General features: G+C 72.9%; 19 protein-coding genes and 2 tRNA genes. 18 read left to right on the top strand and 3 right to left on the bottom strand.

Features of this window, described 5'->3' with window-relative positions; genetic code table 11:
* Positions 1–285 precede the first annotated feature (285 nt).
* The 5 genes from proB to ACFYYR_RS02190 all read left to right on the top strand — a co-directional run bounded on the left by proB (position 286) and on the right by ACFYYR_RS02190 (position 5,604).
* A complete protein-coding gene (gene proB, locus ACFYYR_RS02210; RefSeq protein WP_388846425.1) occupies positions 286–1,371 on the top strand; it encodes a glutamate 5-kinase in 1,086 nt (361 codons plus the stop codon).
* Positions 1,372–1,609: 238 nt separating this feature from the next.
* The gene (locus ACFYYR_RS02205) at positions 1,610–2,152 is read left to right on the top strand and encodes a hypothetical protein (protein ID WP_388845927.1); all 543 of its coding nucleotides are present in this window, start codon (positions 1,610–1,612) and stop codon (positions 2,150–2,152) included.
* Positions 2,153–2,375: 223 nt separating this feature from the next.
* Entirely contained in the window at positions 2,376–3,680 is a 1,305-nt protein-coding gene (locus tag ACFYYR_RS02200; protein WP_388845924.1) for a glutamate-5-semialdehyde dehydrogenase, read from the top strand.
* Positions 3,681–3,838: 158 nt separating this feature from the next.
* Positions 3,839–4,453, top strand: coding sequence for a hypothetical protein (locus ACFYYR_RS02195; protein ID WP_388845922.1), 615 nt, complete (start codon positions 3,839–3,841; stop codon positions 4,451–4,453).
* Positions 4,454–4,530: 77 nt separating this feature from the next.
* Positions 4,531–5,604, top strand: coding sequence for a hypothetical protein (locus ACFYYR_RS02190; protein WP_388845919.1), 1,074 nt, complete (start codon positions 4,531–4,533; stop codon positions 5,602–5,604).
* Between the two features lie 114 nt (positions 5,605–5,718).
* Here ACFYYR_RS02190 and ACFYYR_RS02185 read toward each other — a convergent pair whose 3' ends face one another.
* Complete coding sequence (locus ACFYYR_RS02185) at positions 5,719–6,792, bottom strand: M48 family metallopeptidase (protein WP_388845916.1); 1,074 nt, start codon at positions 6,790–6,792, stop codon at positions 5,719–5,721.
* A gap of 139 nt (positions 6,793–6,931) precedes the next feature.
* Between ACFYYR_RS02185 and ACFYYR_RS02180 the strand changes: the two genes are divergently transcribed.
* The 10 genes from ACFYYR_RS02180 to ACFYYR_RS02135 all read left to right on the top strand — a co-directional run bounded on the left by ACFYYR_RS02180 (position 6,932) and on the right by ACFYYR_RS02135 (position 12,704).
* Positions 6,932–7,078 (top strand): hypothetical protein, encoded by a 147-nt coding sequence (locus tag ACFYYR_RS02180; RefSeq protein ID WP_388845913.1) that lies wholly within the window; start codon positions 6,932–6,934, stop codon positions 7,076–7,078.
* Positions 7,079–7,174: 96 nt separating this feature from the next.
* Positions 7,175–7,339: a hypothetical protein gene (locus ACFYYR_RS02175; protein WP_388845911.1), complete on the top strand. Its 165-nt coding sequence runs from the start codon at positions 7,175–7,177 to the stop codon at positions 7,337–7,339.
* Between the two features lie 51 nt (positions 7,340–7,390).
* The gene (nadD, locus tag ACFYYR_RS02170) at positions 7,391–8,014 is read left to right on the top strand and encodes a nicotinate-nucleotide adenylyltransferase (RefSeq protein ID WP_388845909.1); all 624 of its coding nucleotides are present in this window, start codon (positions 7,391–7,393) and stop codon (positions 8,012–8,014) included.
* A 22-nt stretch (positions 8,015–8,036) separates the two neighbouring features.
* Positions 8,037–9,809: a LytR C-terminal domain-containing protein gene (locus tag ACFYYR_RS02165; protein WP_388845907.1), complete on the top strand. Its 1,773-nt coding sequence runs from the start codon at positions 8,037–8,039 to the stop codon at positions 9,807–9,809.
* Positions 9,810–9,913: 104 nt separating this feature from the next.
* The gene (rsfS, locus tag ACFYYR_RS02160) at positions 9,914–10,354 is read left to right on the top strand and encodes a ribosome silencing factor (RefSeq protein ID WP_388845905.1); all 441 of its coding nucleotides are present in this window, start codon (positions 9,914–9,916) and stop codon (positions 10,352–10,354) included.
* Complete coding sequence (locus ACFYYR_RS02155) at positions 10,351–11,004, top strand: histidine phosphatase family protein (protein ID WP_388846423.1); 654 nt, start codon at positions 10,351–10,353, stop codon at positions 11,002–11,004. Before rsfS ends, ACFYYR_RS02155 begins: the two co-directional genes overlap by 4 nt.
* A 143-nt stretch (positions 11,005–11,147) precedes the next feature.
* A tRNA-Ala gene (locus ACFYYR_RS02150) sits at positions 11,148–11,220 on the top strand.
* 234 nt (positions 11,221–11,454) lie between these two features.
* Positions 11,455–11,694: a hypothetical protein gene (locus ACFYYR_RS02145; RefSeq protein ID WP_388845903.1), complete on the top strand. Its 240-nt coding sequence runs from the start codon at positions 11,455–11,457 to the stop codon at positions 11,692–11,694.
* 3 nt (positions 11,695–11,697) lie between these two features.
* Entirely contained in the window at positions 11,698–11,931 is a 234-nt protein-coding gene (locus ACFYYR_RS02140; protein WP_351512021.1) for a hypothetical protein, read from the top strand.
* A gap of 700 nt (positions 11,932–12,631) precedes the next feature.
* Positions 12,632–12,704 (top strand) — tRNA-Ala (locus ACFYYR_RS02135).
* 164 nt (positions 12,705–12,868) lie between these two features.
* Here ACFYYR_RS02135 and ACFYYR_RS02130 read toward each other — a convergent pair.
* Both ACFYYR_RS02130 and ACFYYR_RS02125 read right to left on the bottom strand, forming a co-directional pair.
* Positions 12,869–14,422, bottom strand: a complete 1,554-nt coding sequence (locus ACFYYR_RS02130; RefSeq protein WP_388845900.1) for an NADH-ubiquinone oxidoreductase-F iron-sulfur binding region domain-containing protein — start codon at positions 14,420–14,422, stop codon at positions 12,869–12,871.
* Positions 14,419–16,197 carry a hypothetical protein gene (locus ACFYYR_RS02125; RefSeq protein ID WP_388845897.1) on the bottom strand — a complete coding sequence of 593 codons (1,779 nt, stop codon included), beginning with the start codon at positions 16,195–16,197 and terminating at the stop codon, positions 14,419–14,421. Before ACFYYR_RS02125 ends, ACFYYR_RS02130 begins: the two co-directional genes overlap by 4 nt.
* Positions 16,198–16,571: 374 nt before the next feature.
* Between ACFYYR_RS02125 and leuS the strand changes: the two genes are divergently transcribed.
* From leuS to ACFYYR_RS02110, 3 genes are all read left to right on the top strand, one after another.
* A complete protein-coding gene (leuS, locus tag ACFYYR_RS02120) occupies positions 16,572–19,439 on the top strand; it encodes a leucine--tRNA ligase (RefSeq protein ID WP_388845894.1) in 2,868 nt (955 codons plus the stop codon).
* A gap of 261 nt (positions 19,440–19,700) precedes the next feature.
* Complete coding sequence (locus ACFYYR_RS02115) at positions 19,701–20,672, top strand: hypothetical protein (protein ID WP_388845891.1); 972 nt, start codon at positions 19,701–19,703, stop codon at positions 20,670–20,672.
* A 103-nt stretch (positions 20,673–20,775) separates the two neighbouring features.
* Entirely contained in the window at positions 20,776–21,624 is an 849-nt protein-coding gene (locus ACFYYR_RS02110; RefSeq protein WP_388845888.1) for a DegV family protein, read from the top strand.
* Positions 21,625–22,629: the final 1,005 nt, after the last annotated feature.

Here is a 22,629-nt window from a genome sequence, read left to right as displayed (position 1 = left end):
GCGCGCTGCCTCGATGACAATCTGCCGTGACCGCTATCACCGCGAATGGGCTCAAAGCCGGTGAACCAAGTGGCGCAGTGTGTCATCCGCCACCCCGGCGGCCACCCGCAGCCCGCGCGGGCCCGGAGTCGGGCGCCCACCGGTCGGAACGGCCGGGCACCGGCCCGCCCGGCTGACGTAGATTGCCAGCGGAACGTCGGTCGATCAGGGGGACAGGGGAACACAGTGTCACGGGCAGCAGGGTCAGCAGCGGTGCGGGACGAGATCGCGAAGGCCCGCAGGGTCGTGGTCAAGGTGGGCTCCTCCTCCCTGACCACCGCGGCGGGCGGCCTCGACGCGGACCGGGTCGACGCACTCGTGGACGTGCTGGCCAAGGCGCGCAGCGGCGGCGAGAAGGAGATCGTGCTGGTCTCCTCCGGCGCCATCGCCGCCGGGCTCGCCCCGCTGGGCCTCCGGCGCCGCCCCCGCGACCTGGCCCGGCAGCAGGCGGCCGCCAGCGTCGGCCAGGGGCTGCTGGTCGCCCGCTACACCGCCTCCTTCGCGCGCTACGGCGTCCGCGTCGGCCAGGTGCTGCTCACCTCCGACGACACCAGCCGCCGCGCCCACTACCGCAACGCCTACCGGACGCTGGACCAGCTCCTGGCGATGGGCGCGCTGCCGGTGGTCAACGAGAACGACACCGTCGCCACCGACGAGATCCGCTTCGGCGACAACGACCGGCTCGCGGCCCTCGTCGCCCACCTGGTCCGCGCCGATCTGCTGGTCCTCCTCTCGGACGTGGACGGCCTCTACGACGGCGACCCCAGCGCGCCCGGCACCTCCCGGATCGGCGAGGTCACCGGGCCCGCGGACATCGAGGGCGTCTCGATCGGCAGCGCGGGCAAGGCCGGCGTCGGCACCGGCGGCATGGTCACCAAGGTCGAGGCGGCCCGGATCGCCGCCGCCGCGGGCATCCCGGTGGTCCTCACCTCCGCCTCGGAAGCCGCCGACGCCGTCGCCGGGCGGCCCACCGGCACGTACTTCCACCGGACCGGGCGCCGCTCCGCCGACCGGCTGCTGTGGCTGGCCCACGCCTCGACGCCGCGGGGCGCGCTCACCCTGGACGAGGGCGCGGTACGGGCCGTGGTCGACGGCAACGCCTCGCTGCTCCCCGCCGGAATCGCCGCCGTCGAGGGCGAGTTCAGCGCGGGTGACCCGGTCGAGCTGCGGGACGCCGGGGGGCGGGCGGTCGCCCGCGGCCTGGTCAGCTTCGACGCCAAGGAGATCCCCCGGCTGCTGGGCCGCTCCACCCGGGATCTCGCCCGTGAGCTCGGCCCGGCGTACGAGCGGGAGGTCGTGCACCGGGACGACCTCGTGGTGCTCGGCCACTGACCGGACACGGTCTGTCGCCCCGTGTCGCGGATACGCCAAAAGTCCAGCCTTTCCACGGAGACCTTCCGGAAAACCGCCCCCAGCCACCCCGCGGGCTGGTCAACTTTGATGCGGGGGCGCCGCCGGTGACCGGTGCCCGGGGACGACAGCGCGCACGGCTCCGCCCGCGCGCGTGGGGGCACCCCCCAGCCCGTCGGGGCTGCGGGGAGGAGCGAGAACGCACGTCAGGAGGGAACCGGTGAGACGAGGGCGCCCAGGGGCGCTGCCCCGGGACGGGGGCACGGTCCGAGCCGCGGCCGGGAGCGCCGGCACCCCCACCCGCCGGACCGCGGGGGAGGAGCGGACGCTGACCAGCGTCGGTACCGGGCAGCGGCCGGCCGGGCCGGGATCCGCGGGCGGCCCCGAGACGGGGCGGACCCCGGAGTGCGAGGGCCGGGACGCGTCCCGGCTGTGGCACGTCACGCTCAGCGTCTCGGGCGCCGAGGCGCCGCTGAGCGACGTCCGGCGGGCGCTGGAGAAGCTCGCCCACGATCATCCGTTCCTGCTGACCAGCCGCTACGCCAACGACCACGCCGAGATCCGGTACTGGGAGGAGGCGCGGGACCTGCACGACGCGGCGGCCGTGGCGCTCCGCCTCTGGGGCGAGCACCGGTCGACGGCCAAGCTGCCCCCGTGGGAGATCGTCGGCCTGGAGGTCATCGACCGCGACACCTACCACCAGCGGGTGGCCGAGGGGTACGGTCCGCCGCCGGCAGCGCCGGTCGGGGTGCACCCGTTCTGACCCGCCGGCCCGCTCCGCGCGCTGCCGCCGCCCGGACCCACCGGCCCCTGGGGGTGCCGAACTCCGCGGTCCGGTCCGGGACATGGGGAGCCGGGCGCCCCCGGGCCGCCGTCCGGTGCACGGCGGACCGCCTCCGGTCAGGAACGGGCAGTCTCCGTCACGCGCTGTCTCAGGTGCCGGAAACCGTGGCGGCGCCGGACGGAACGGGCCGTACCCTGACGGCATGAGCAGCGACTTTCCCTCGCCCCTGGCCGATCCCACCCCGAAGTCCCCGGTGGTCCTCGCCGCCTACCGGGCCCGCGCCGCCGCCGCCGACCTGGCCCCGCTGCCACGCTCGGTCAAGGACGACGCGCTGCTGGCGATGGCCGACGCCCTCGAGGTGCGGACGAAGGAGATCGTCGAGGCCAACGCCGAGGACGTCGAGCGGGCCCGCGCCGCCGGCACCAGTGAGGCCATCGTCGACCGGCTCACCCTGACCCCGGAGCGGGTCCGGGCCATCGCCGGCGACGTCCGCCACGTGGTGGCCCTCCCGGACCCGGTCGGCGAGGTCGTCCGCGGCTCCACGCTCCCCAACGGCATCGACCTCCGCCAGGTCCGGGTGCCGCTCGGGGTCGTCGGGATCATCTACGAGGCCCGCCCCAACGTCACCGTCGACGCCGCGGCGCTCTGCCTGAAGTCGGGCAACGCGGTCCTGCTCCGCGGCTCCTCCTCCGCGTACGCCTCGAACCAGGCCCTGGTCAGGGTGTTGCGCGACGCCGTCGGCGGCGCCGGGCTGCCCGCGGACGCCGTCCAGCTGGTCCCCGGCGAGAGCCGTGACTCGGTGCGTGAGCTGATGCGTGCCCGCGGCATGGTCGACGTGCTGATCCCGCGCGGCGGCGCCTCCCTGATCCGCACCGTCGTCGAGGAGTCCACGGTGCCGGTCATCGAGACCGGCACCGGCAACTGCCACGTCTACGTCGACGCGGAGACCGACCTCGACATGGCGGTCGACATCCTGGTCAACTCCAAGGCGCAGCGGCCCAGCGTCTGCAACGCCGCCGAGACCCTCCTCGTCCACCGGGACATCGCCGCGGAGTTCCTGCCGCGTGCGCTGGACGCGCTGGCCGAGGCCGGGGTGACCGTGCACGCCGACGAGCGGGTGGTGGAGCTCGCCGAGCAGGCCGGGACGAAGGCCACCGTGGTCCCGGCGACCATGGAGGACTGGGAGACCGAGTACCTCTCGTACGACATCGCCGCCGCGGTCGTCGACTCGCTGGACGCGGCCGTCGCCCACATCCGGCTGTGGAGCTCGGGCCACACCGAGGCGATCGTCACCACGTCCCAGGCCGCGGCCCGCCGGTTCACCCAACTGGTGGATTCGACGACGGTGGCCGTCAACGCCTCCACCCGCTTCACCGACGGCAGCCAGTTCGGCTTCGGTGCCGAGATCGGCATCTCCACCCAGAAGCTGCACGCCAGGGGCCCGATGGGGTTGCCGGAGCTCACCTCGACCAAGTACGTGGTCACCGGCGACGGCCACACCCGCTGACGCGGAGCACCCGTCCGGGGGACGGCGGCCGCCGTCCCCCGGACACCGGTCCGACCCGTGCCGCGCCTGGGGGACGCGCCCCCGGAAGGCCGGTTCCGGCCGCTGCGGATTTCCGCTCCGCCCTGCCCAAACGGGCGGGCCGGCCGTACTCTGGACGGGTGCCGGACGACGTGGGGGGCAGGCCGTTCCCGGACGGCGAGGAGCCCGACAGCCACAGCCACGGAGCGGCGGACGACGCGTTCGCCTCCGTGGTCTTCGACGAGGACTTCGTCCGCTCCGCCAGGATCCACGAGCCCACCGCCGCCGAGCGCATGCTCGCCGCCGCGCAGGCCCGTGCCGAGGCCGAGGCCGCCCGCGCCCGCGCGGGCTCCGGAGGAGCCGACGAGGACTTCTACGACGACTTCGGCCCCGACGGCGACCCGGACTTCTACCGGGACGGCATCGACGGCCTGCCGCGTGACCCGGAGGACGACCTCTACGGGCCGTACGGCCGCTACGGCGGCTCGCTGCGCCCCTACCGCAGCCCGGCCCGCTGGCACCGCCCCGTGGCCTGGCTGCTGGCCGTGCTGATGGGCATGGGCATGGTCGCGCTGGCCTTCGCCGCGGTTTACCGTGGAGCTGCGGGCAGCCGGCAGGAGCCGGCTCCGCCGCCCGCCACGAGCGAGGTGGAAGGCCCCTCGGTGGGGCAGCTCCCGGAACAGCCGGGAGGGCTGCCGTCGGCCACCGCGGGCACCGCCGCGCCGACCGCCTCGGCCGTCCCGCGCGCCCACTGACGCACCCGTGAACCCCCGTCAGAAGTTGTCGCGTACCAGCGCGTTTACCCGACCGCCTTCCGACCTACTCTGTTGGTATGGCCGGGCCTGGAGAGCCACCTGAGGGGACACCCGAGGGCGTTCCGGGAGGTGGAGAGGACGAGTACCGATCCGTCGTCTTCGACGAGTCGTTCGTCCGTGCTGCCCGGCTGGAGGAGTTCTCGGCCCGGGAGCGGCTGGACGACCACTCACCGGCCGTACGCAGCCGCCGCGCCTGGTCCCGGGCCGGGGGGTCCCGGCAGGCGCTGATCCTGGTCGTGGTGATCGCGCTGGCCTTCGCCACGGCCATCTACATGGGGATACGCCACCCCTACCAGAGCCCCTCGGCGCGGACCGTGGAGCCGCTGCGGATCTCCGTGGTCCCGCTCGCCCCGCAGGGCGCCGTGCCGGGCGGGACACCGGCCGAGCTCCTCGGGCACAGCCCCGCCGCGGAGTACCGCACAGGGGCCGCGGGCGTCACCATGCCGGCTGCCCGGGGCACCGAGCACTTCTCCGAGCAGCAGGTCATGGCCGCCCTGGACACGGCCAAGGAGTACATCGTCCGGTCCGCCATCGACCCCGCCGTGCTGACCGGCGGGGCGACGCGGTCCGTCCGCGTGCTGCTCGACCCCGGCCAGCTCGACCAGTTCGACCGCAGCATGGACCGTCCGGTCGACGACGGCCGGCACGCCGCCACCGGCTGGCTCGTCCGCTTCGACCCCGCCACGGCGGCGCTGGCCGACCCCGGGGTGCGTGTCCAGGGCAGCCTCACCGTCACCGAGACCGGCCAGGACCGGCTGGAGGTCACCGGCGACCACACCTTCGTCTACGCCCTGCGGTCCGCCCGGGAGGGCAAGCAGGCCGCCGACGCCTCGCTGTTCACCGCGCGGCGCGAGGTGCGCCTCCGCTTCGACCGCGAGGACCTGCGCAGCCAGCACCTGGAGGTCGTCCAGACCAGCCTCCAGGCAGGGCCCCTGACGTGTGCCGCCGACCCCGCGAACCGGCTGCGGCCGCTGCTGGCCGGGCAGAGCGCCGGGAACGACGCCCCCGCCGGCACGAACCCGTACGACGCGGGACGGCCCCATGCCTCGCTCTGCGGCGTGCTGGCGCCCGACGCCCTGCCGAAGCCGTAGCCGAGCTGGAGCGGCCGTGTCGACGCCGTAGCCGCGCCGGGTGGCCGGGCATGCCCGTACGCAGGCCGGGCCTCCCGACGGTGACGGGGCCGGAGCGCGGCCGTCCGGCAGCCTCTACGAGGCCCCCGGAGTGCCGTCGGGGCCGGGCTTGCCGTCCGGCCGCCCGCCGGAGCCCCCGGTGAACGCGTCCCGCAGCTTGCCGCCCAGGTCGCCCGCGCCGTCCGCGAGGTCCCGGACCAGGCCCATCAGCGGGTCCTTGCTGGTGCGCACCGATTCGGCGTAGTGGTTCGCGTGTTCCTTGAAGGAGTCGCCGACCGAGGTGTCCTGGTCCTCGTCGCGCCGCGGGTAGTGGCCGTCCATGATCCGCTGGTGGTCCCGGCTCTCCGCCCAGCGCTTCAGCTCGGCCGCCCGCACGGTGGTGAACGGGTGGCTGCGCGGCAGCAGGTTCAGGATCTTCAGCACGGAGTCCCGCAGGTCACCGCCCGCCTCGTACTCCTCCGCCTGCTCCAGGAACGCGTCCACGTTCATCTCGTGCAGATGGTTCCCGCCCGCGATCTTCATCAGCCCGCGCATCGACGCCTGGAGGTCCTGGCCCACCAGCAGGCCGGCCCGGTCCGCCGAGAGCTCCGACTTCCGGAACCACTCGCGCAGCGCCGCCACCAGGCCCATCACCGCGACGTTGCCCAGCGGGATCCAGGCCACCTTCACGGCGATGGTGGTGAGGAAGAGCAGGATCGTCCGGTAGACGGCGTGGCCGGACAGCGCGTGGCCCACCTCGTGGCCGATCACCGCCCGCATCTCCTCCTCGTCGAGGAGCTCGACCAGGCCGGTGCTGACCACGATGACCGGCTCGTCCAGGCCGATGCACATGGCGGTGGGCTGCGGATCCTGGGTCACGTACATCGGCGGGACCTTCTCCAGGTCCAGGATGTAGCAGGCGTCCAGCAGCATCGCGTGCAGATGCGCGAACTGCCGCTCGCCGACCCGGACCGAGTCGGACAGGAACAGCAGCCGCAGGCTGCGCTCCGGCAGCAGCCCGCTGAGCGTCTTGAAAACGGTGTCGAACCCGCTCAGCTTGCGCAGCGCCACCAGCGCCGAGCGGTCGGCGGGATGCTCGTACGCCCGGGAGGAGATCCCGGGGAAGCGCCGCCGGTGACGGCCCGGTGCGTGCTCGGTGTTCTCGGTCATCGAAGCCCCCTTGTCGGCCCTTCATCGGCCCGTCCCCCACGGCCCAGCCTAGGGCGTGTTTCGAAAATCCCGTCCGGCCGGAGGTGTCCGGCCCCGCCCCGCCCGCGGCGTGCGACCGGGTCGCGGCTACGGTGGAGACATGTCGGACTTCACTGCCCAGCTCGCGGTGGCCGCGGACCAGACGGGTCCGGGAGCGCTGCTGCGCACCCTGATCGTCGTCTCCGTGGTGGGCGCGGCCCTGCTCGCCTGGTTCCTGCTGAGGGGATACGGCGGACGGGACCAGTAGGACGCGAGGAGTCGGCGTAGGGTTGCCCGCTGGGCCCGCTTACGATGTTGCCGCCAAGCGTCTTGCCCGACGACAACCTGGATAGGCCTGCCGACGATGAGTCTCCCCAGCACCGCCCACGCCCTGGTCACCCTCGCCGCCGAGGGCGCCGAGCACAGCAGCGAGCACGAAAGCCTCAACCCCTACCTCACGGGTGGCGGTGCGCTGTTCGTCCTGCTGCTCCTGCTGTGGATCACCACGCGATTCAACCGCGACCGCTGAGCCGGGGACGGCTCTGACGGCTCCCGGACCGGGACAGTAGGCTCTGCACGCATGGGAGAGCACGAAGGATCGGTGACCGGTCCGGTGAAGCGGCGACTCGGCGTGATGGGCGGGACGTTCGACCCGATCCACCACGGTCACCTGGTCGCCGCCAGCGAGGTGGCTTCGCAGTTCCACCTCGACGAAGTGGTGTTCGTGCCGACCGGGCAGCCGTGGCAGAAGAGCCACCGGGCGGTCTCCCCCGCCGAGGACCGCTACCTGATGACGGTGATCGCCACCGCGTCCAACCCGCAGTTCTCGGTCAGCCGGATCGACATCGACCGGGCCGGCAAGACCTACACCATCGACACCCTGCGCGAGCTGCACACGGAGAACGCCGACAGCGATCTCTTCTTCATCACCGGCGCCGACGCGCTCTCCCAGATCCTCACCTGGCGGGACGCTGACGAGCTGTTCTCGCTGGCGCACTTCATCGGTGTGACCCGGCCGGGCCACGTGCTCTCGGACCCGGGGCTCCCGGACGGCGGGGTCTCGCTGATCGAGGTCCCGGCGCTCGCCATCTCGTCCACGGACTGCCGCGCGAGGGTGGCGGCCCGGCAGCCGGTCTGGTACTTGGTGCCGGACGGGGTGGTGCGGTACATCAACAAGCGCGGGCTGTACCGGGACGCCGGCTAGTCCGTCTCTGGAAGGGGCACTGGTGAACGACGCACACTCCGGGCGGAGCCACGCCGAGGGTGGGGCCGAGGGCGGCCAGGACCCGTACCAGCAGCAGTACTACGACCCGTACGCGCAGCAGGCGCAACAGCAGCAGCCTTACGACCCGTACGCCCAGCAGTACTACGACCCGTACGGCGCCCAGCAGCCGCAGCAGCACCAGCAGCCGCAGTACGACGAATACGGCCGCCCGTACTACGACCCCTACGCCCAGGCGCAGGCCGTGCAGCAGCCCCCGCAGCAGACCGACGGCCGGCAGTGGATCCCGCAGCAGCAGTCCTACGACGGCTACGCGCAGACCTACGCCCCCGCGGAGCCCGAGGCCCCGCGGCAGGAGGCCGCGGAACCGCAGGCGCCCCCGCTCCAGCCGACGCGGTCGCAGCCGCAGGTCCCGCGGCAGCCGGGCCCGCGCGACGAGGCCCAGTACGACGAGGGCCGGCACGACGAGGGTCGGCACGACGGCATGCCGGAGGGCGGCCGGCCGGGTGACGAGGGGCCGGAGTACCGCACCGAGCAGTTCTCGTTCATCGAGGAGCCGGACGAGGATTCCGACGACGTCATCGACTGGCTGAAGTTCGCCGAGACCCGCACCGAGCGGCGTGACGAGCGCAAGCGCAAGGGCCGCAACCGGGTGGTCATGCTCGTCGTGGTCCTCGTCCTGGCCCTCCTGGGCGGAGCCGGGTACCTCTGGTTCGCGGGCAAGGTGCCCGGCCTCTCCGCACCCGGTGGCGGCGCCGCCGCGGCGGGCGGCGCCCAGAAGCGGGACGTGATCGTCGTGCACCTGCGCGACACCAAGGGCGGGCCCGGCGCCACCGCGCTGCTGGTGGACAACGAGACCACCGGGAAGGGCACCACGGTCCTGCTGCCGAACTCCCTGGCGGTCGGCACCGAGGACGGCGGCAGCACCACCCTGGGCAAGTCCGTCGCGGACGAGGGCACCGGACCGACCCGGTCCGCCCTCGACACCCTCCTCGGCGCAAGCATCCAGGGCAGCTGGCGGCTGGACACGCCGTACCTGGAGAACCTCGTCGAATCGGTCGGCGGGATCACCGTCGACGCCGACGCGACCGTGCCCGCGCCGAAGCGGGGCGACGACCCGCTGGTCGAGCGCGGGAAGGCCCGGACCCTCTCCGGCCAGGCAGCCGTCGGCTACGCCACCCACCTCGCGCCCGGCGAGCAGCAGACCCGGCAGCTGCGCCGCTTCGGCCAGGTCATGCAGGCCGTGCTGAAGAAGATGTCGAGCGACCCGGACGCCGCGACCGCGACCGTGCGCTCCCTCGCCCAGATCCCGGACCCGTCCCTGACCGAGGGCCAGCTGGGTGCCTCCCTGGCGCAGCTCGCCGAGCAGGCGAAGAACGGCGCGTACCGGACGGCGTTGCTGCCGGTGCGCCCGGACGGCACGCTCAGTGAGCAGGCCACCGACAGCGTGGTCAAGGACGTCCTGGGCGGCACGGTCAAGAACGCCGACCCGAACGACGCCCCGCGGATCAGCGTCCGGAACGCCACCGGCGACCGCAAGGCCGTCTCCAGCGCCCAGGTCACCCTGGTCAACAGCGGCTACACCTTCGTCGACGGCGGCGCGGCGGGCGCGGCGCAGACCGCCTCCCGGGTCACCTACGCGGACACCGCACAGGCCGGGAAGGCCAAGGAGGTCGCCAAGACGCTCGGCCTGCCGGCCGGCGCGGTGGCCAAGGGCCGGGGCGCGTCCAACGCGGACATCACCGTCGTCCTCGGACAGGACTACCGGGCCGGCTGACCGGCCCGGCGCACGGCCCCCGAACGGAACAAATCCGGTCGGGGACCGGGGGCGGGGCGTGAGACCCTGGACGGGTACCCGTTTCCCGATCGAAAGCTTGGCTTGTGACCGCCACGGACCGCTCCATCGAGCTGATCAACGTCGCCGCCCAGGCGGCTGCCGACAAGCTCGCGCACGACATCATCGCGTACGACGTCAGCGACGTCCTGGCGATCACCGATGCCTTCCTGCTGGCCTCGGCCCCCAGCGACCGCCAGGTCAAGGCCATCGTCGACGAGATCGAGGAGCGCCTGAACCGGCAGCTCCAGACCAAGCCGGTGCGCCGCGAGGGCGACCGGGAGGCACGCTGGGTGCTGCTGGACTACGTGGATGTCGTCGTCCACGTCCAGCACAGCGAGGAGCGGGTCTTCTACGCGCTGGAGCGGCTCTGGAAGGACTGCCCCGAGCTCGACCTGCCCGAGGACGCCGTCGCGACCCGTGGCAAGGCCGACGAGCACGCGAAGCGCCAGGCCGCGGAGCAGGAGCTGGACGGAGAGCTGAGCTGAACGGCGCGGGAAGCGGCCGCGGCCGCAGGGTCGTCCTGTGGCGGCACGGCCAGACGGCCTGGAACCTGGAGCGACGCTTCCAGGGAACGACCGACATCGAGCTGACCGAGGAGGGGCACGCCCAGGCGCGCCGCTCCGCGCGGCTGCTGGCGGCCCTCCAGCCGGACGCGATCATCGCGTCCGACCTGCGGCGGGCCGCGGTCACGGCCGGCGAGCTGGCCTCGATCACCCAGCTCGACGTCGAGCACGACCCGGGCCTGCGCGAGACCTACGCGGGCAGCTGGCAGGGCCTCACGCACGAGGAGATCGTCGAGCGGTACGGCGAGCAGTACGCCGCCTGGAAGCGCGGCGAGCCGGTGCGGCGCGGCGGCGGTGAGCTGGAGACCGAGGTCGCCGAGCGCGCGGCACCGGTGGTGGAGCGCGCCGTGGACAAGCTGCCCGACGGCGGCACCCTCGTCGTCGTCAGCCACGGCGGCACCATCCGCACCACCATCGGGCGCTTCCTCGGGCTGGAGCCGCACAGCTGGGAGGCGCTGGGCGGCCTCTCCAACTGCAGCTGGTCCGTGCTGGGCGAGGGAGCCCGCGGCTGGCGCCTGTTGGAGCACAACGCCGGGACGCTGCCCGAGCCGGTCCTCGGCGACGACGACTGACCGGCCCGCCGCCCGTTCCGGGCGCGGCCACGGGGCCGCCCCGGCGGGAGGCCGGGGGCGGATTTCGCATCTGGCCAGGTCACCGGTTAAGCTTCTTCTCGTTCACAGCGCAGCGGTGAAAACACCGGAGCGATGAGAACAGCGGGGCTATAGCTCAGTTGGTAGAGCGCCTGCATGGCATGCAGGAGGTCAGGAGTTCAATTCTCCTTAGCTCCACGCTTCGTCCGATCCCGTCTCCCTCAGGGGAGGCGGGATCGTCGCGTTGTGGCCGGTGACCGCGTCCTGTCTCTCTGTCGCGAACGGGGCAGCCTCTCTGATCGCGATCCGCGCGGCTTTCTCTGTCGCGATCCGCGGAATGAACCTCGAACGGACCCGTCCGGTCCGGAAGGTCCGCTGACCTCCGGGCTGTCACATGGCAGAATCGGACGGCCGGAAGGGGAGGGAGTGCGCATGCCGACGAGCAGTTTCGAGGAGGCCGACGATCTTCTCGACATTGCCGCGGCATTCGATGACAACCGGCAGTCGGAATACGCGCTCCGTCTCACCTGTCCCCCCGACGAGAACCAGGCGACGTACTGTCCGGCCCTCCTCAAGTGTCCAGCGTGCGGCTCCGCCCATGTGGCGCAGGTGCTCGGGGACAACGGAGGGATTTCCTACGTGTGCACAGCCTGCGGCCACTGCTGGAGCTGACTGATGGGTGCACACAGGCGGAAGTGCGACTGGTGCGGTAGCGGAACGCCGATCGTGCGCGACATGGAGCCGATCAACTCCGAGTACCAGTACTGGTGCGAGGAGTGCGCGCGGGCGCTGATCATAAAAGGCGACCCGATCGAGACCTACCGCGAGCTGGAGGGCGAGCCGATCTACGGACGGCTCCTCGACGAGCACTGCACGCTCAAGCGCTTCTACTCCTTCGCGACCGCCTGAGCCCTCTCACGGGCCGCCGCGGGGCCGCGCACCCCGGTCTCCGGGCTTCGCTCTCCGGCCACCGCGGGCCGCGGTGCGGTGCTCCCACGGCCTTCACCCGGGGCTCCTGCCGCACTGGCGGCCCGGCGGGCCCCGGGGTGGGGGTATCGCGCCCACGGGAGCCCTGCCCCCATCACGCGGGCCACAGAGCCCGCTCGGCCGCCGGATGTCTCCCCGGGCCGCGGCGGCACCTGCCGAACGCGTCCACCGGCCTTCAGCCGGTGATCTCCGCGCAGGGCCCTCGTCGACGGCGGCCACCCGGAAGCGGCCCGCCCCGCTCGTCGGATGTCCGGAGCCGGCCCGCACGGGCCATCGGGCGTCCCCGCCGGGGGAGTTCACCGCGACCGCCCCGGCCGGGCCGTGCGTCCCGGCAGTGCGGCGACGGCTGTGACCTGCCGCACTCCGGGGCGCACCGCTCCGGAACGCGCCGGTGCCGCCGGACGGCCGGCCGGAGCGCCGGACGGGCCGGGCCAGGACCCTGTACGGGCCGGGCCAGGACCCCGTACGGTGCCCCGCGCCCGCACTCCGCCGTCGCTCCGGCGGGCGGAACGGCGCGGCGAGCCGGCGGCGGACGAGATGACTGGTCATCGATTTGGCGGAAGACCGGGTGGTCCGTGTAATGTTGGCGGAGCCGCCGGGGGAACCGGGCGGAGCAGCGCAAGGGGCTATAGCTCAGTTGGTAGAGCGCCTGCATGGCATGCAGGAGGTCAGGAGTTCAATTCTCCTTAGCTCCACAGAAGAGAGAGCGGGCCGTCCGATCGGACGGCCCGCTTTCGTGTGTCCGGGCGCCGGGAGCTCCTGTTCGGGCACCGGGAGCCCCCGAGGCGGGGAACGGACCGGGGCCGGGATCCGGGGGCGTACCCCCGGATCCCGGCCCCGCCGTTGCCGTCCGTGGCGGTCAGCCCCGGGGCAGCGCCTTGCGGCTGGGAGGCGCCTGCTGGGCGGGCGCCTGCTCCAGCCGGAGCGCGAGCTCCGGGCACCGCCGTACGGCGCGCTGGGCGTTGGCCCGCAGGTGCATCGGAACCGTCATGTCGGCGATCACCGGGTAGCCGTCGGGACCCATGCGGATCATCTCCGGCACCACCCCGGCGCACAGGCCGTGGCCCTCGCACAGCACCCAGTCCACCGCGAGCTTCTCGCCGCTGGGCACGCCCTCGTCCTCGTAGCCCGGGTTCGGCAGGGGCAGCACACCCTGGGTGGGGCGCCCGCAGCCACCGCTGAGCACATGGGCGGCGAGGTCGTCGGTGAAGGCGTTCAGCGTGGACTGGAAGAAGCGGACCGAGCCGTCGGGGTGCTTGCACGCGCCCCGGCCCTTGACCGCCTGGGTGACCTGCTTCAAGGCCTCCAGCGCGGTCGGCCCGCCGCCGCCCAGCACGTCCGAGAGGCCCGCGGCGGCGGCCGGCAGACCCAGCTTGCAGGGCCCGCACTGTCCGGCCGTCTCGGCCGCCAGCCAGTTGGCGATGCGCAGGGACTCGCCGAGCGCGCAGGTCTCGGGGCCGATCGGCAGGATCGCGCCCGCTCCCAGGGCACCGCCGGCCGTGCGCAGCGCCTTGCGGGAGATGATGGCGCCCACCGCGGTCAGGCCGTCGATCCAGTCGCCGTGGTAGCCACCGGTCAGCACGGCCTGCGGCATCGGCGGCGCGCCGCACAGCTCCAGGACGTAGCGCATCGGGGTGCCGACCGGCACCTCCAGGACGGTCGGCCGCGCCACCGAGCCGGAGACCGTCAGCATCACGGTGCCCGGTTCGTCGGACAGGCCGATGTTGGCGTACCGCTGCGGTCCCAGCCGTGCCGCCATGGCGAGTTGGGCGAACGTTTCCGCGTTGGACAGCAGCGTCGGGGCGCCGCCCACACCGGAGTCCGCGGCGCGCACCTTGCGGCCCGCAGGCAGCGAGGGGCCGCCGTTGACCGCGCTGATCACCGAGGAGGCCTCACCGGAGACCATCCGCTCGGGGGTCCGCACCGTGCGGACCCGCAGTCCCTTGCCGCGCCGGTCGGTCAGCCCGCGCTCGGCAATGGCCTCCCGCATGGAGGCCTCGGTGGAGTCCCGGGTCACGGCGATGGCCAGGACCCGGGCTCCGAGTGCCTCGGCGGCCAGCAGAGCGCCGTCGAGGATGAGATGCGGTGCGCGGCAGAGCAGCACGGTGTCCTTGCGGCAGGCCGGTTCCCCCTCGCTGCCGTTGACCACGACCACGGGACGGACGCCCCGTCGGATCGCGCTCTTGGCAACGGCCCGCAGCTTCTTGGCGAACGGGAAGCCCGCACCGCCCCTGCCGTTCAGTGACACGGCCTCGGCCAGATCCGCCAGCCGCTCGCCGACCATCGGCTCCAGGGCACCGTGCACCTTCAGGTGCATGCCGAGGTCGAGCCGGTGGACCAGGTCGAATCCCGCGGTCAGTTGCGGCAGTCCGACCACCCGGACTTCGGGTACGTCGGGGAGTGGTGCGTTCATGGCCGCTCTCCTGCGGGTTGATGCCAGGGTTCACCCGGCGGGGGCGAATAGGACTGTCCGGCGGCCGGGTCCGGCTCCGCGCGGCGCCCGAAGGTCTCGCCGGGCGGCGGCGGGGACGGGGCGGGCCAGCGGCCCGAGGACCCGGTGGGCTGCTCCGGGACGTACGGCGACACGGTCTGGAACGTCTCGGTGGGTGCCGCATAGGACGGTACGGAAGGGATGCCTCCGGTGTCGTACTGGGGTACGGGCGGGAGGTTCCCGGTGTCGTACTGCGGCAGCGGCGGGACGTTCCCGGTCTGTGCCTGGTACGGCGGCACCGGGGGGAGATTCCCCGTGTCGTACTGGGGGACCTGTGGAATGCCGCCGGTGTCGTACTGGGGCACCGGCGGAATGTTTCCGGTGTCGTATTGCGGCACCGGAGGGAGGTTTCCCGTGTCGTACTGGGGGACCTGTGGAATGCCGCCGGTGTCGTACTGCGGTACCGGCGGAATGTTTCCGGTGTCGTATTGCGGCACCGGGGGAAGGTTTCCCGTGTCGTACTGCGGCACCGGGGGAAGGTTTCCCGTGTCGTACTGCGGCACCGGGGGAAGGTTCCCTGTGCCGTACTGCGGAACGGGGGGAAGGGTGCCGGTGTCGTACTGCGGAACGGGCGGGACGCCGCCGGTCTGCGGATCGCCCGAGGGGACCGGCGGAAGGATGTCGGTCGGCGCCTCGTACGAGGGCATCGGCGGCAGCATCTCCGTCCGGGCCTCCTGCGGTGCGGCGGGCGCTCCGAAGGGGGACGGCGGTGGGGACGACACGGCCCGGTACGCCGCGGATATACCGGCTCCCCGGCCGCCCGCGACAGGTGTGGGACGCGTCGAGTCGAGCCGCAGCGGAGGCTGCTCGGCGAAGGTGTCGGCCCGCCCGCCCGGCATGCGTGCCGCGCCCGGCATCCGGTCGGCGCCGGACATGGCGCCGCCGCCCGGCAGCGGCGACACCGAGGTGTCCCGGGGCCCCATGGGCTCCTGGTCACGGTCGGCGCGTCCGGACGGTCCGGGCTTGGTCAGCGACATCAGCAGCCGCGCGATGCGGCGGCGCTGCGGCTGCGGGAGCAGCCGCACGGACACCGCCGCACCCACGGCGGCGAGGGCGAGCGCATACATCGTGGTCACCCATACGGCTGCCGGACGCCCGGCGTTCAATCCGTGCAGCAGCGCGGCGAACCAGGCCGGGTAGGCCAGCGAGTGCAGCGCGCGCCAGCGGGCCGCCGCGGGGCCGTTGGAGGCCAGGCGGCTGCGGGCGGCGCCGGTGGCGCCGGCGATCACCATGCAGTGCGCGGCGAGCGAGCCGAGGCCGATCAGCCCGCCGGAGCCCTGCACGCCCAGGCTGAACGGCACCAGCGCGGCCAGCAGCGAGGCGTGCGCCTCGGCGACCTTGACGGTGATGTGCATCAGCAGGAAGCCCAGCGAGGCGACCGCGAGGCCGCGGTGGATGGCCTGCGAGAGCAGCCGTTGCCGGACCTCCAGCAGTACGCGGTCGGCGGCCACCAGGCCCCAGATCACGGCAGCGCTGAGCGAGACCAGCGTGAGGACCCCGCTGGCGAAGTCGATGGCCATCTGCAGCGCCTCGCCGGCGAGCAGGGTGATCGCCAGGATGCCCCCGGCGACCGCGACCTGCACGGCGTACAGCGCCGGCTGCGGCAGGGACTTCGGGGTGATCGGTGACGGCCGTGGAGACTGCGCCCGGGACGACGGTGTCCTTGACGACTTCGTCCGTGAGGACGGGGTTCGCATCGTGCGATGAGGTTGCATGCGGGCGACTCCAGTGGTGCGGAGGGAGGGGTCCCGGACCCGCATGCTAAGCGCCAAAACAAAGATCATCCGACTGTTTGGTTATTTGCTCGATTGTCAATTGCGCCGATTACTTCCGGGTGTAGCTGTGCGCGAGCGGGCCGGATGCTCCGTGCGGCCTGCACGGACGCTGCGGTACTCTGAGGCCATGCGTGCCGTACGCCTTCTGCTTGGCGGGCCGCGCTGATCAGTCCCGGCCGGAGGACAATCCGGTCGGAATCGGCGCGGCGTCCCCTCCTGTGCGAGGGGCCTTTTTGTTTCAGGAACAACAGGGTGCGAATCCGCGAGCAGAGACGACCGATGGAGCTTTGAGGACGATGAGCGAGACGAATTCTGCGGCCGGTACGGCCGCGACGCACCGCTACACGGCGGCCATGGCCGCCGACATCGAGGCACGCTGGCAGGACTTCTGGGACGCCGAGGGCACCTACGCGACGCCCAACCCCAGCGGTGACCTGGCCGGGTCCGCCGCGGCGGCCGACCGTCCGAAGAAGTTCATCATGGACATGTTCCCGTACCCGTCGGGTGCGGGCCTGCACGTCGGCCACCCCCTGGGCTACATCGCCACCGATGTCTACGCCCGCTTCAACCGGATGACCGGCCACAACGTCCTGCACACCCTCGGCTTCGACGCCTTCGGCCTGCCCGCCGAGCAGTACGCCGTGCAGACCGGCACCCACCCCAGGGTGAGCACCGAGGCCAACATCGAGAACATGAAGGCCCAGCTGCGCCGGCTGGGCCTGGGCCACGACCGGCGCCGCTCGTTCGCCACGATCGACCCGGACTACTACCGCTGGACCCAGTGGATCTTCCTGCAGATCTTCAACTCCTGGTACGACGACGAGGCGAAGCGCGCCCGGCCGATCGAGACCCTGGCCGAGCAGTTCGCCTCCGGCCGGCGGCAGACGCCGGACGGCCGCCCGTGGGCCGAGCTGAACGCCGCGGAGCGCGCTGACGTACTGGGTGGGTACCGGCTGGCGTACGCGTCCGACGCGCCCGTCAACTGGTGCCCCGGCCTGGGAACCGTCCTGGCCAACGAGGAGGTGACCGCGGACGGACGTTCCGAGCGCGGCAACTTCCCCGTGTTCAAGGCCAAGCTGCGGCAGTGGAACATGCGCATCACGGCCTACGCGGACCGGCTGCTGGACGATCTGGACGCGCTGGACTGGCCCGACGCGATCAAGCTGCAGCAGCGCAACTGGATCGGCCGTTCCGAGGGTGCCCGGATCGACTTCCCGGTCGGAGACGACCACGCGATCACCGTCTTCACCACCCGTCAGGACACCCTGTTCGGCGCCACCTACATGGTGCTGGCGCCGGAGCACGACCTGGTCGACGCGATCGTTCCGGCCGCCTGGCCGGAGGGCACGCACCAGGTGTGGACCGGCGGGCACGCCACCCCGGCGGAGGCCGTCGCCGAGTACCGCAAGCAGGCCGCGGCCAAGTCGGACGTGGAGCGCCAGGCCGAGGCCAAGGACAAGACCGGCGTCTTCACCGGCGCGTACGCCACGAACCCGGCCAGCGGCGAGCGCGTGCCGGTGTTCATCGCCGACTACGTGCTGATGGGCTACGGCACCGGCGCGATCATGGCGGTTCCGGCGCACGACAGCCGGGACTTCGCGTTCGCCCGCGCCTTCGAGCTGCCGATGCGCTGTGTCGTCGAGCCGAGCGACGACCGCGGCACCGACCCCGCCGACTGGGACGACGCCTTCGCCTCCTACGACGCGAAGATCGTGAACTCCGCCGCCGGCGCCGTCTCGCTGGACGGCCTGGGCGTGGTCGACGCCAAGGCGCGGATCACCGAGTGGCTGGCCGAGCGCGGCATCGGTGAGGGGACGGTCAACTTCCGCCTGCGCGACTGGCTGTTCAGCCGCCAGCGCTACTGGGGCGAGCCGTTCCCCATCGTCTACGACGCGGACGGTGTGGCGCACGCGCTGCCCGAGTCGATGCTGCCGGTCGAGCTGCCGGAGGTCGACGACTACTCCCCGCGGACGTTCGACCCGGACGACGCGGACACCTCGCCGGAGACCCCGCTGTCCCGCAACGAGGACTGGGTCAACGTCGAACTGGACCTGGGCGACGGCCCGAAGACGTACCGCCGTGAGACCAACACCATGCCCAACTGGGCCGGCTCGTGCTGGTACGAACTGCGCTACCTGGACCCGCACAACGCCGCACAGGTCGTCGACCCCGAGGTCGAGCAGTACTGGATGGGGCCGCGGGAGGGGCAGACCGCGGGCGGTGTCGACCTGTACGTGGGCGGCGCCGAGCACGCGGTGCTGCACCTGCTGTACGCGCGGTTCTGGCACAAGGTGCTGTTCGACCTGGGGCACATCTCCTCGTTCGAGCCGTTCCACAAGCTGTTCAACCAGGGCATGATCCAGGCCTACGTCTACCGGGACAGCCGCGGCATCGCGGTGCCCGCGGCGGAGGTCGAGGAGCGCGACGGCGGCTACTACTACCAGGGCGAGCAGGTCTCCCGGCTGCTGGGCAAGATGGGCAAGTCCCTGAAGAACGCCGTCACGCCGGACGAGATCTGCGTCGAGTACGGTGCCGACACCCTGCGCCTGTACGAGATGGCGATGGGCCCGCTGGACGTCTCCCGGCCCTGGGACACCCGGGCCGTGGTCGGCCAGTACCGGCTGCTGCAGCGGCTGTGGCGGAACGTCGTGGACGAGGAGACCGGCGAGGTCACCGTCACCGACGCGGAGCCGGACGAGGCCACGCTGCGTGCCCTGCACAAGGCGATCGACGGGGTCACGCAGGACATGGAGAACCTGCGCTTCAACACCGCCATCGCCAAGGTCACCGAGCTGAACAACCACCTGACGAAGGTGGGCGGCCCCCTCTCCCGGTCGGTCGCGGAGCGGCTGGTGCTGCTGACCGCCCCGCTGGCCCCGCACATCGCGGAGGAGCTGTGGCGCCGGCTGGGCCACCGGGCCACGGTCGTCCACGAGTCCTTCCCGGTCGCGGACCCGGCGTACGTGGTCGACGAGACCGTGACCTGCGTCGTGCAGATCAAGGGCAAGGTCAAGGCACGCCTGGAGGTGTCGCCGTCGATCTCCGACGAGGAGCTGGAGAAGCTGGCGCTGGCGGACGCGGGTGTGCAGTCCGCACTCGGCGGCGCGGGCATCCGCAAGGTCATCGTCCGGGTGCCGAAGCTGGTGAACATCGTCCCGGCGTGAGGCCGGGACGCTGCCGGCGGACGCCCGTCCGTGAGGCTGTCGGGACGCGGGTCCCGGAGGCTGCTGGGACGGGTGTCCGGAGGCTGCTGGGACGTGGGTCCGGGACGATCCGGTCGGTGTGCCTCCGGCCGGGGTGATCCTTTCGGCCGAGGGTGAACCTCTACGGGCCGGTTGGGGGGCCGTGCAGGAACCCCCGACCGGCCCGGGCCGTTTACGGTGGAGATACGACCGGGGTAGGCCCGTCTGCGTGAAGGAGCTTCCATGGAAGCCGCGATCCTCGTCCTGGCGCTGCTCTTCGTGGCATTCGTCGCGCTGGGCGTCTATGCCGCGGTGAAGGCGGTGGGGGCCGCCAAGCGGAGTGTGGACCGGACCGTGGAGCAGGCCCGCCGCGCCGTCGAGGACACCACACTCAAGGCGAAGAAGTACACGCAGCCGGGTGCCGTGGGGGAGCTCGCGGATCTGCGGCTGTCCCTGCGCACCTCGCTGCGGGTCACCCGGGAGGCGCTGGCGGCCGGTTCGCCGGAGGACGCGTCGCTGTCCGAGGCGGCGGCGCTCTTCAAGCGGCTGAGCGCACACGGGCATCAGCTGGACGACGACCTCCGGCGGCTGGAGCGGGAACCGGACCGGAGCAAGGTCATGGAGCGGCTGCCCGAGCTGCGGGACCGCACCGAGCGCGTGGTGCGGCACGCGGACTCGCTGCGGTGGGCGGCGCGGGACCGGGCGCGGCGCTTCGCGGGCGAGGACCTGGACGACCTGGGGCGCGAGATCGAGGTCGAGTCCGGGGCGCTGCGGCACTGGACGACGACGGAGGGCGCGGGCTTCGGCGAACCGGAGAGCGCGTACGCGGGCGCCGGGGCGGATTCCGCTGAGCCGCAGCGGACCGCCCCCGGGGCTCGGGAGTCCGGCGGTGCGAAGCCGGGGGCTGCGACGTCCGGGGCTGCGACGTCCGGGGCTGCAAGGTCCGGGGCTGCAAGGTCCGGGGCTGCGACGTCCGGGCCTGCGGAGTCCGGGGTTGTGGCGTCCGGAGCGTCGGGTGCTTCCGGTGGACCGGAGGCGGGCGGTGCCGGGGGCCAGGGGTCCGAGCGCGCGGATGCCGGTGGTCGGGCGGCGGGCGACGCCGGCGCCGCCGGCCCGCGCCCGGGGCCGGAGCCGAGGGCCATCACCGCACGGGATTCGCGACTGCGGACCGGCCACCCCTGGACGAAGGCCCGCAGGCCGGAGAGCACCACCTGACCTCCGGAGAGCACCACCTGACCTGCGGACGGCGAGACGCGTGGACGGCGACAGGACGGGCCCGTGCTGTCGGCAGGGCTCACCCCCGGATAACCTCCCATCCATGTCCCGCCATGTCGCGATCATCACGGATTCAACGGCCTACCTGCCCCAGCAGGCGATGGAGCGGCACGGCATCACCGCGGTGCCGCTGACGGTGGTGCTCGGTGACCGGGCGCTGGAGGAGGGCACCGAGGTGTCCGCCCGGTCGGTCGCCGAGGCGCTGCAGCGGCGCACCTCGGTGACGACGTCCCGGCCCAGCCCCGCGACCTTCGCCGATGCATACCGGGCTGCCGCGGAAGCGGGCGCGGACGGAATCGTTTCGCTGCACCTGTCGTCGGAGATCTCCGGGACGTACGACGCAGCGGTGCTGGCGGCCTCGGAGGCTCCGGTTCCGGTCCGGGTGGTGGACACCGGCATGGTGGCCATGGCGCTGGGCTTCTGCGCGCTGGCGGCGGCGGAGACGGTCGGGACGGGCGGGACGCTGGACGAGGCGGTGGCGGCGGCGGAGAAGCGCGCCGAGGCCACGTCCGCGTACTTCTACGTCGACACCCTCGACTATCTGCGGCGCGGCGGCAGGATCGGCACGGCGCAGGCGCTGCTGGGCTCGGCACTCGCCGTGAAGCCGTTGCTGCACCTGGACGGCGGGCGCATCGAACTGCTGGAGAAGGTCCGTACGGCCTCGAAGGCGATCGCGCGGCTGGAGGAGTTGGTGGTCGAGCGGGCCGGGGCCGGCCCGGTGGACATCGCCGTGCATCACCTCGACGCGTCGGCGCGGGCGGAGGAACTGGCGGAGCGGCTGCGGCAGCGCGTGCCGGGGCTGGCGGAGCTGCATGTCAGCGAGGTCGGCGCGGTGATCGGGGCGCACACGGGGCCGGGTTTGCTGGGTGCGGTGCTGTCACCCAGGGGGTGAGCGGGGGCGGGTGATGGCTGGCCGGGCTCCGGGGCACGGTCGGGGGCGAGGCCGGGGGCGTTCGTCGTGGGCGGTGGGATGGCCATGGATCCTCAGGTCCCTGCCTGGGCGTTGGCCTGGAGTCGGGGGCCGGTGAGGAAGTGGGCATGGGGAGCTCCTGGATGTGGGTGGGTGGTTGAGCCCTGCTGCAGTTCCCGTCGGGGCGACTACTGACAGTTGAGCATGTGGTGCTGTGGAGTTGGGGCTCGCGGCACTCAGATCGCTCGCAAGAGTGGCGGAGTTTTCCACAACTCGCTGGTTGTCCACGGATTCTCGGGCTTTTCGGTGCGATGCGTGGCGTGCGCCTACCGTCGGGTGCATGCACCTCTCATCACGCAACGTAACCACGGGTCCGGGTCGTGAGCGTGGCTCCGACCGTCGATCCCGGCGGCGGCACGGGCGCCGTCGAGCCCGTCCGATGAACCATCGTGGCCGTACTGTTCACGTCGGCGGCGGGCCGGTTGACGCACCCCTGCGGCCCGCTCGCCGGAGACGCGAAACGCGCCGGGAAGCCGCCGTCGCCGACGCGACAGCGTTACGGGAGCGCGCAGCCGCGCTCTTCTCCGCACCGGCTCAGACCGGGTGGGCGGTAGCTGCCCCCGAGGGGTGGCCGGTGTCCGAGGGATCCGGGGCGCAGGGCTGCGCCGCCGGTCAGGGACTGCTGCCGGACCACGGCGATCCGCCGCCGCCGGGGCATGAGGCCGAGCCACACAGTCCGGGTCAGCCACCCGGTCCGGGTCAGCCACCCGGTCCGGGTCAGCCACCCGGTCCGGGTCAGCCACCCGGTCCGGGTCAGCCACCCAGTCCGGATCAGCCGTCCAGTCCAGACCAGCCATCCAGTCCGGACCATGCGTCCAGGGCAGCTGCCGAACCCCGGTCGGGCCACGCGGCGGGGCCACCGGGTCGTGACCGGTTGCCGCCGGGCCGAAGGCGGTCGCCCGCCGCCGGGCCGAGGGCGCCGGAGGC

It is taken from the genome of Streptomyces sp. NPDC001922, assembly GCF_042891165.1.
In the GTDB taxonomy this organism is placed as follows: domain Bacteria; phylum Actinomycetota; class Actinomycetes; order Streptomycetales; family Streptomycetaceae; genus Streptomyces.
This window is presented reverse-complemented; position numbering and strand designations above follow the sequence as displayed.

Bases quoted from the DNA above. Each gene is read 5' to 3' on its own strand.
- ACFYYR_RS02200 (WP_388845924.1), top strand. From the start codon at position 2,376: ATGAGCAGCGACTTTCCCTCGCCCCTGGCCGATCCCACCCCGAAGTCC.
- ACFYYR_RS02190 (WP_388845919.1), top strand. From the start codon at position 4,531: ATGGCCGGGCCTGGAGAGCCACCTGAGGGGACACCCGAGGGCGTTCCG.
- ACFYYR_RS02185 (WP_388845916.1), bottom strand. From the start codon at position 6,792: ATGACCGAGAACACCGAGCACGCACCGGGCCGTCACCGGCGGCGCTTC.
- ACFYYR_RS02180 (WP_388845913.1), top strand. From the start codon at position 6,932: ATGTCGGACTTCACTGCCCAGCTCGCGGTGGCCGCGGACCAGACGGGT.
- ACFYYR_RS02175 (WP_388845911.1), top strand. From the start codon at position 7,175: ATGAGTCTCCCCAGCACCGCCCACGCCCTGGTCACCCTCGCCGCCGAG.
- nadD (WP_388845909.1), top strand. From the start codon at position 7,391: ATGGGAGAGCACGAAGGATCGGTGACCGGTCCGGTGAAGCGGCGACTC.
- ACFYYR_RS02145 (WP_388845903.1), top strand. From the start codon at position 11,455: ATGCCGACGAGCAGTTTCGAGGAGGCCGACGATCTTCTCGACATTGCC.
- ACFYYR_RS02140 (WP_351512021.1), top strand. From the start codon at position 11,698: ATGGGTGCACACAGGCGGAAGTGCGACTGGTGCGGTAGCGGAACGCCG.
- ACFYYR_RS02130 (WP_388845900.1), bottom strand. From the start codon at position 14,422: ATGAACGCACCACTCCCCGACGTACCCGAAGTCCGGGTGGTCGGACTG.
- ACFYYR_RS02125 (WP_388845897.1), bottom strand. From the start codon at position 16,197: ATGCGAACCCCGTCCTCACGGACGAAGTCGTCAAGGACACCGTCGTCC.
- leuS (WP_388845894.1), top strand. From the start codon at position 16,572: ATGAGCGAGACGAATTCTGCGGCCGGTACGGCCGCGACGCACCGCTAC.
- ACFYYR_RS02115 (WP_388845891.1), top strand. From the start codon at position 19,701: ATGGAAGCCGCGATCCTCGTCCTGGCGCTGCTCTTCGTGGCATTCGTC.
- ACFYYR_RS02110 (WP_388845888.1), top strand. From the start codon at position 20,776: ATGTCCCGCCATGTCGCGATCATCACGGATTCAACGGCCTACCTGCCC.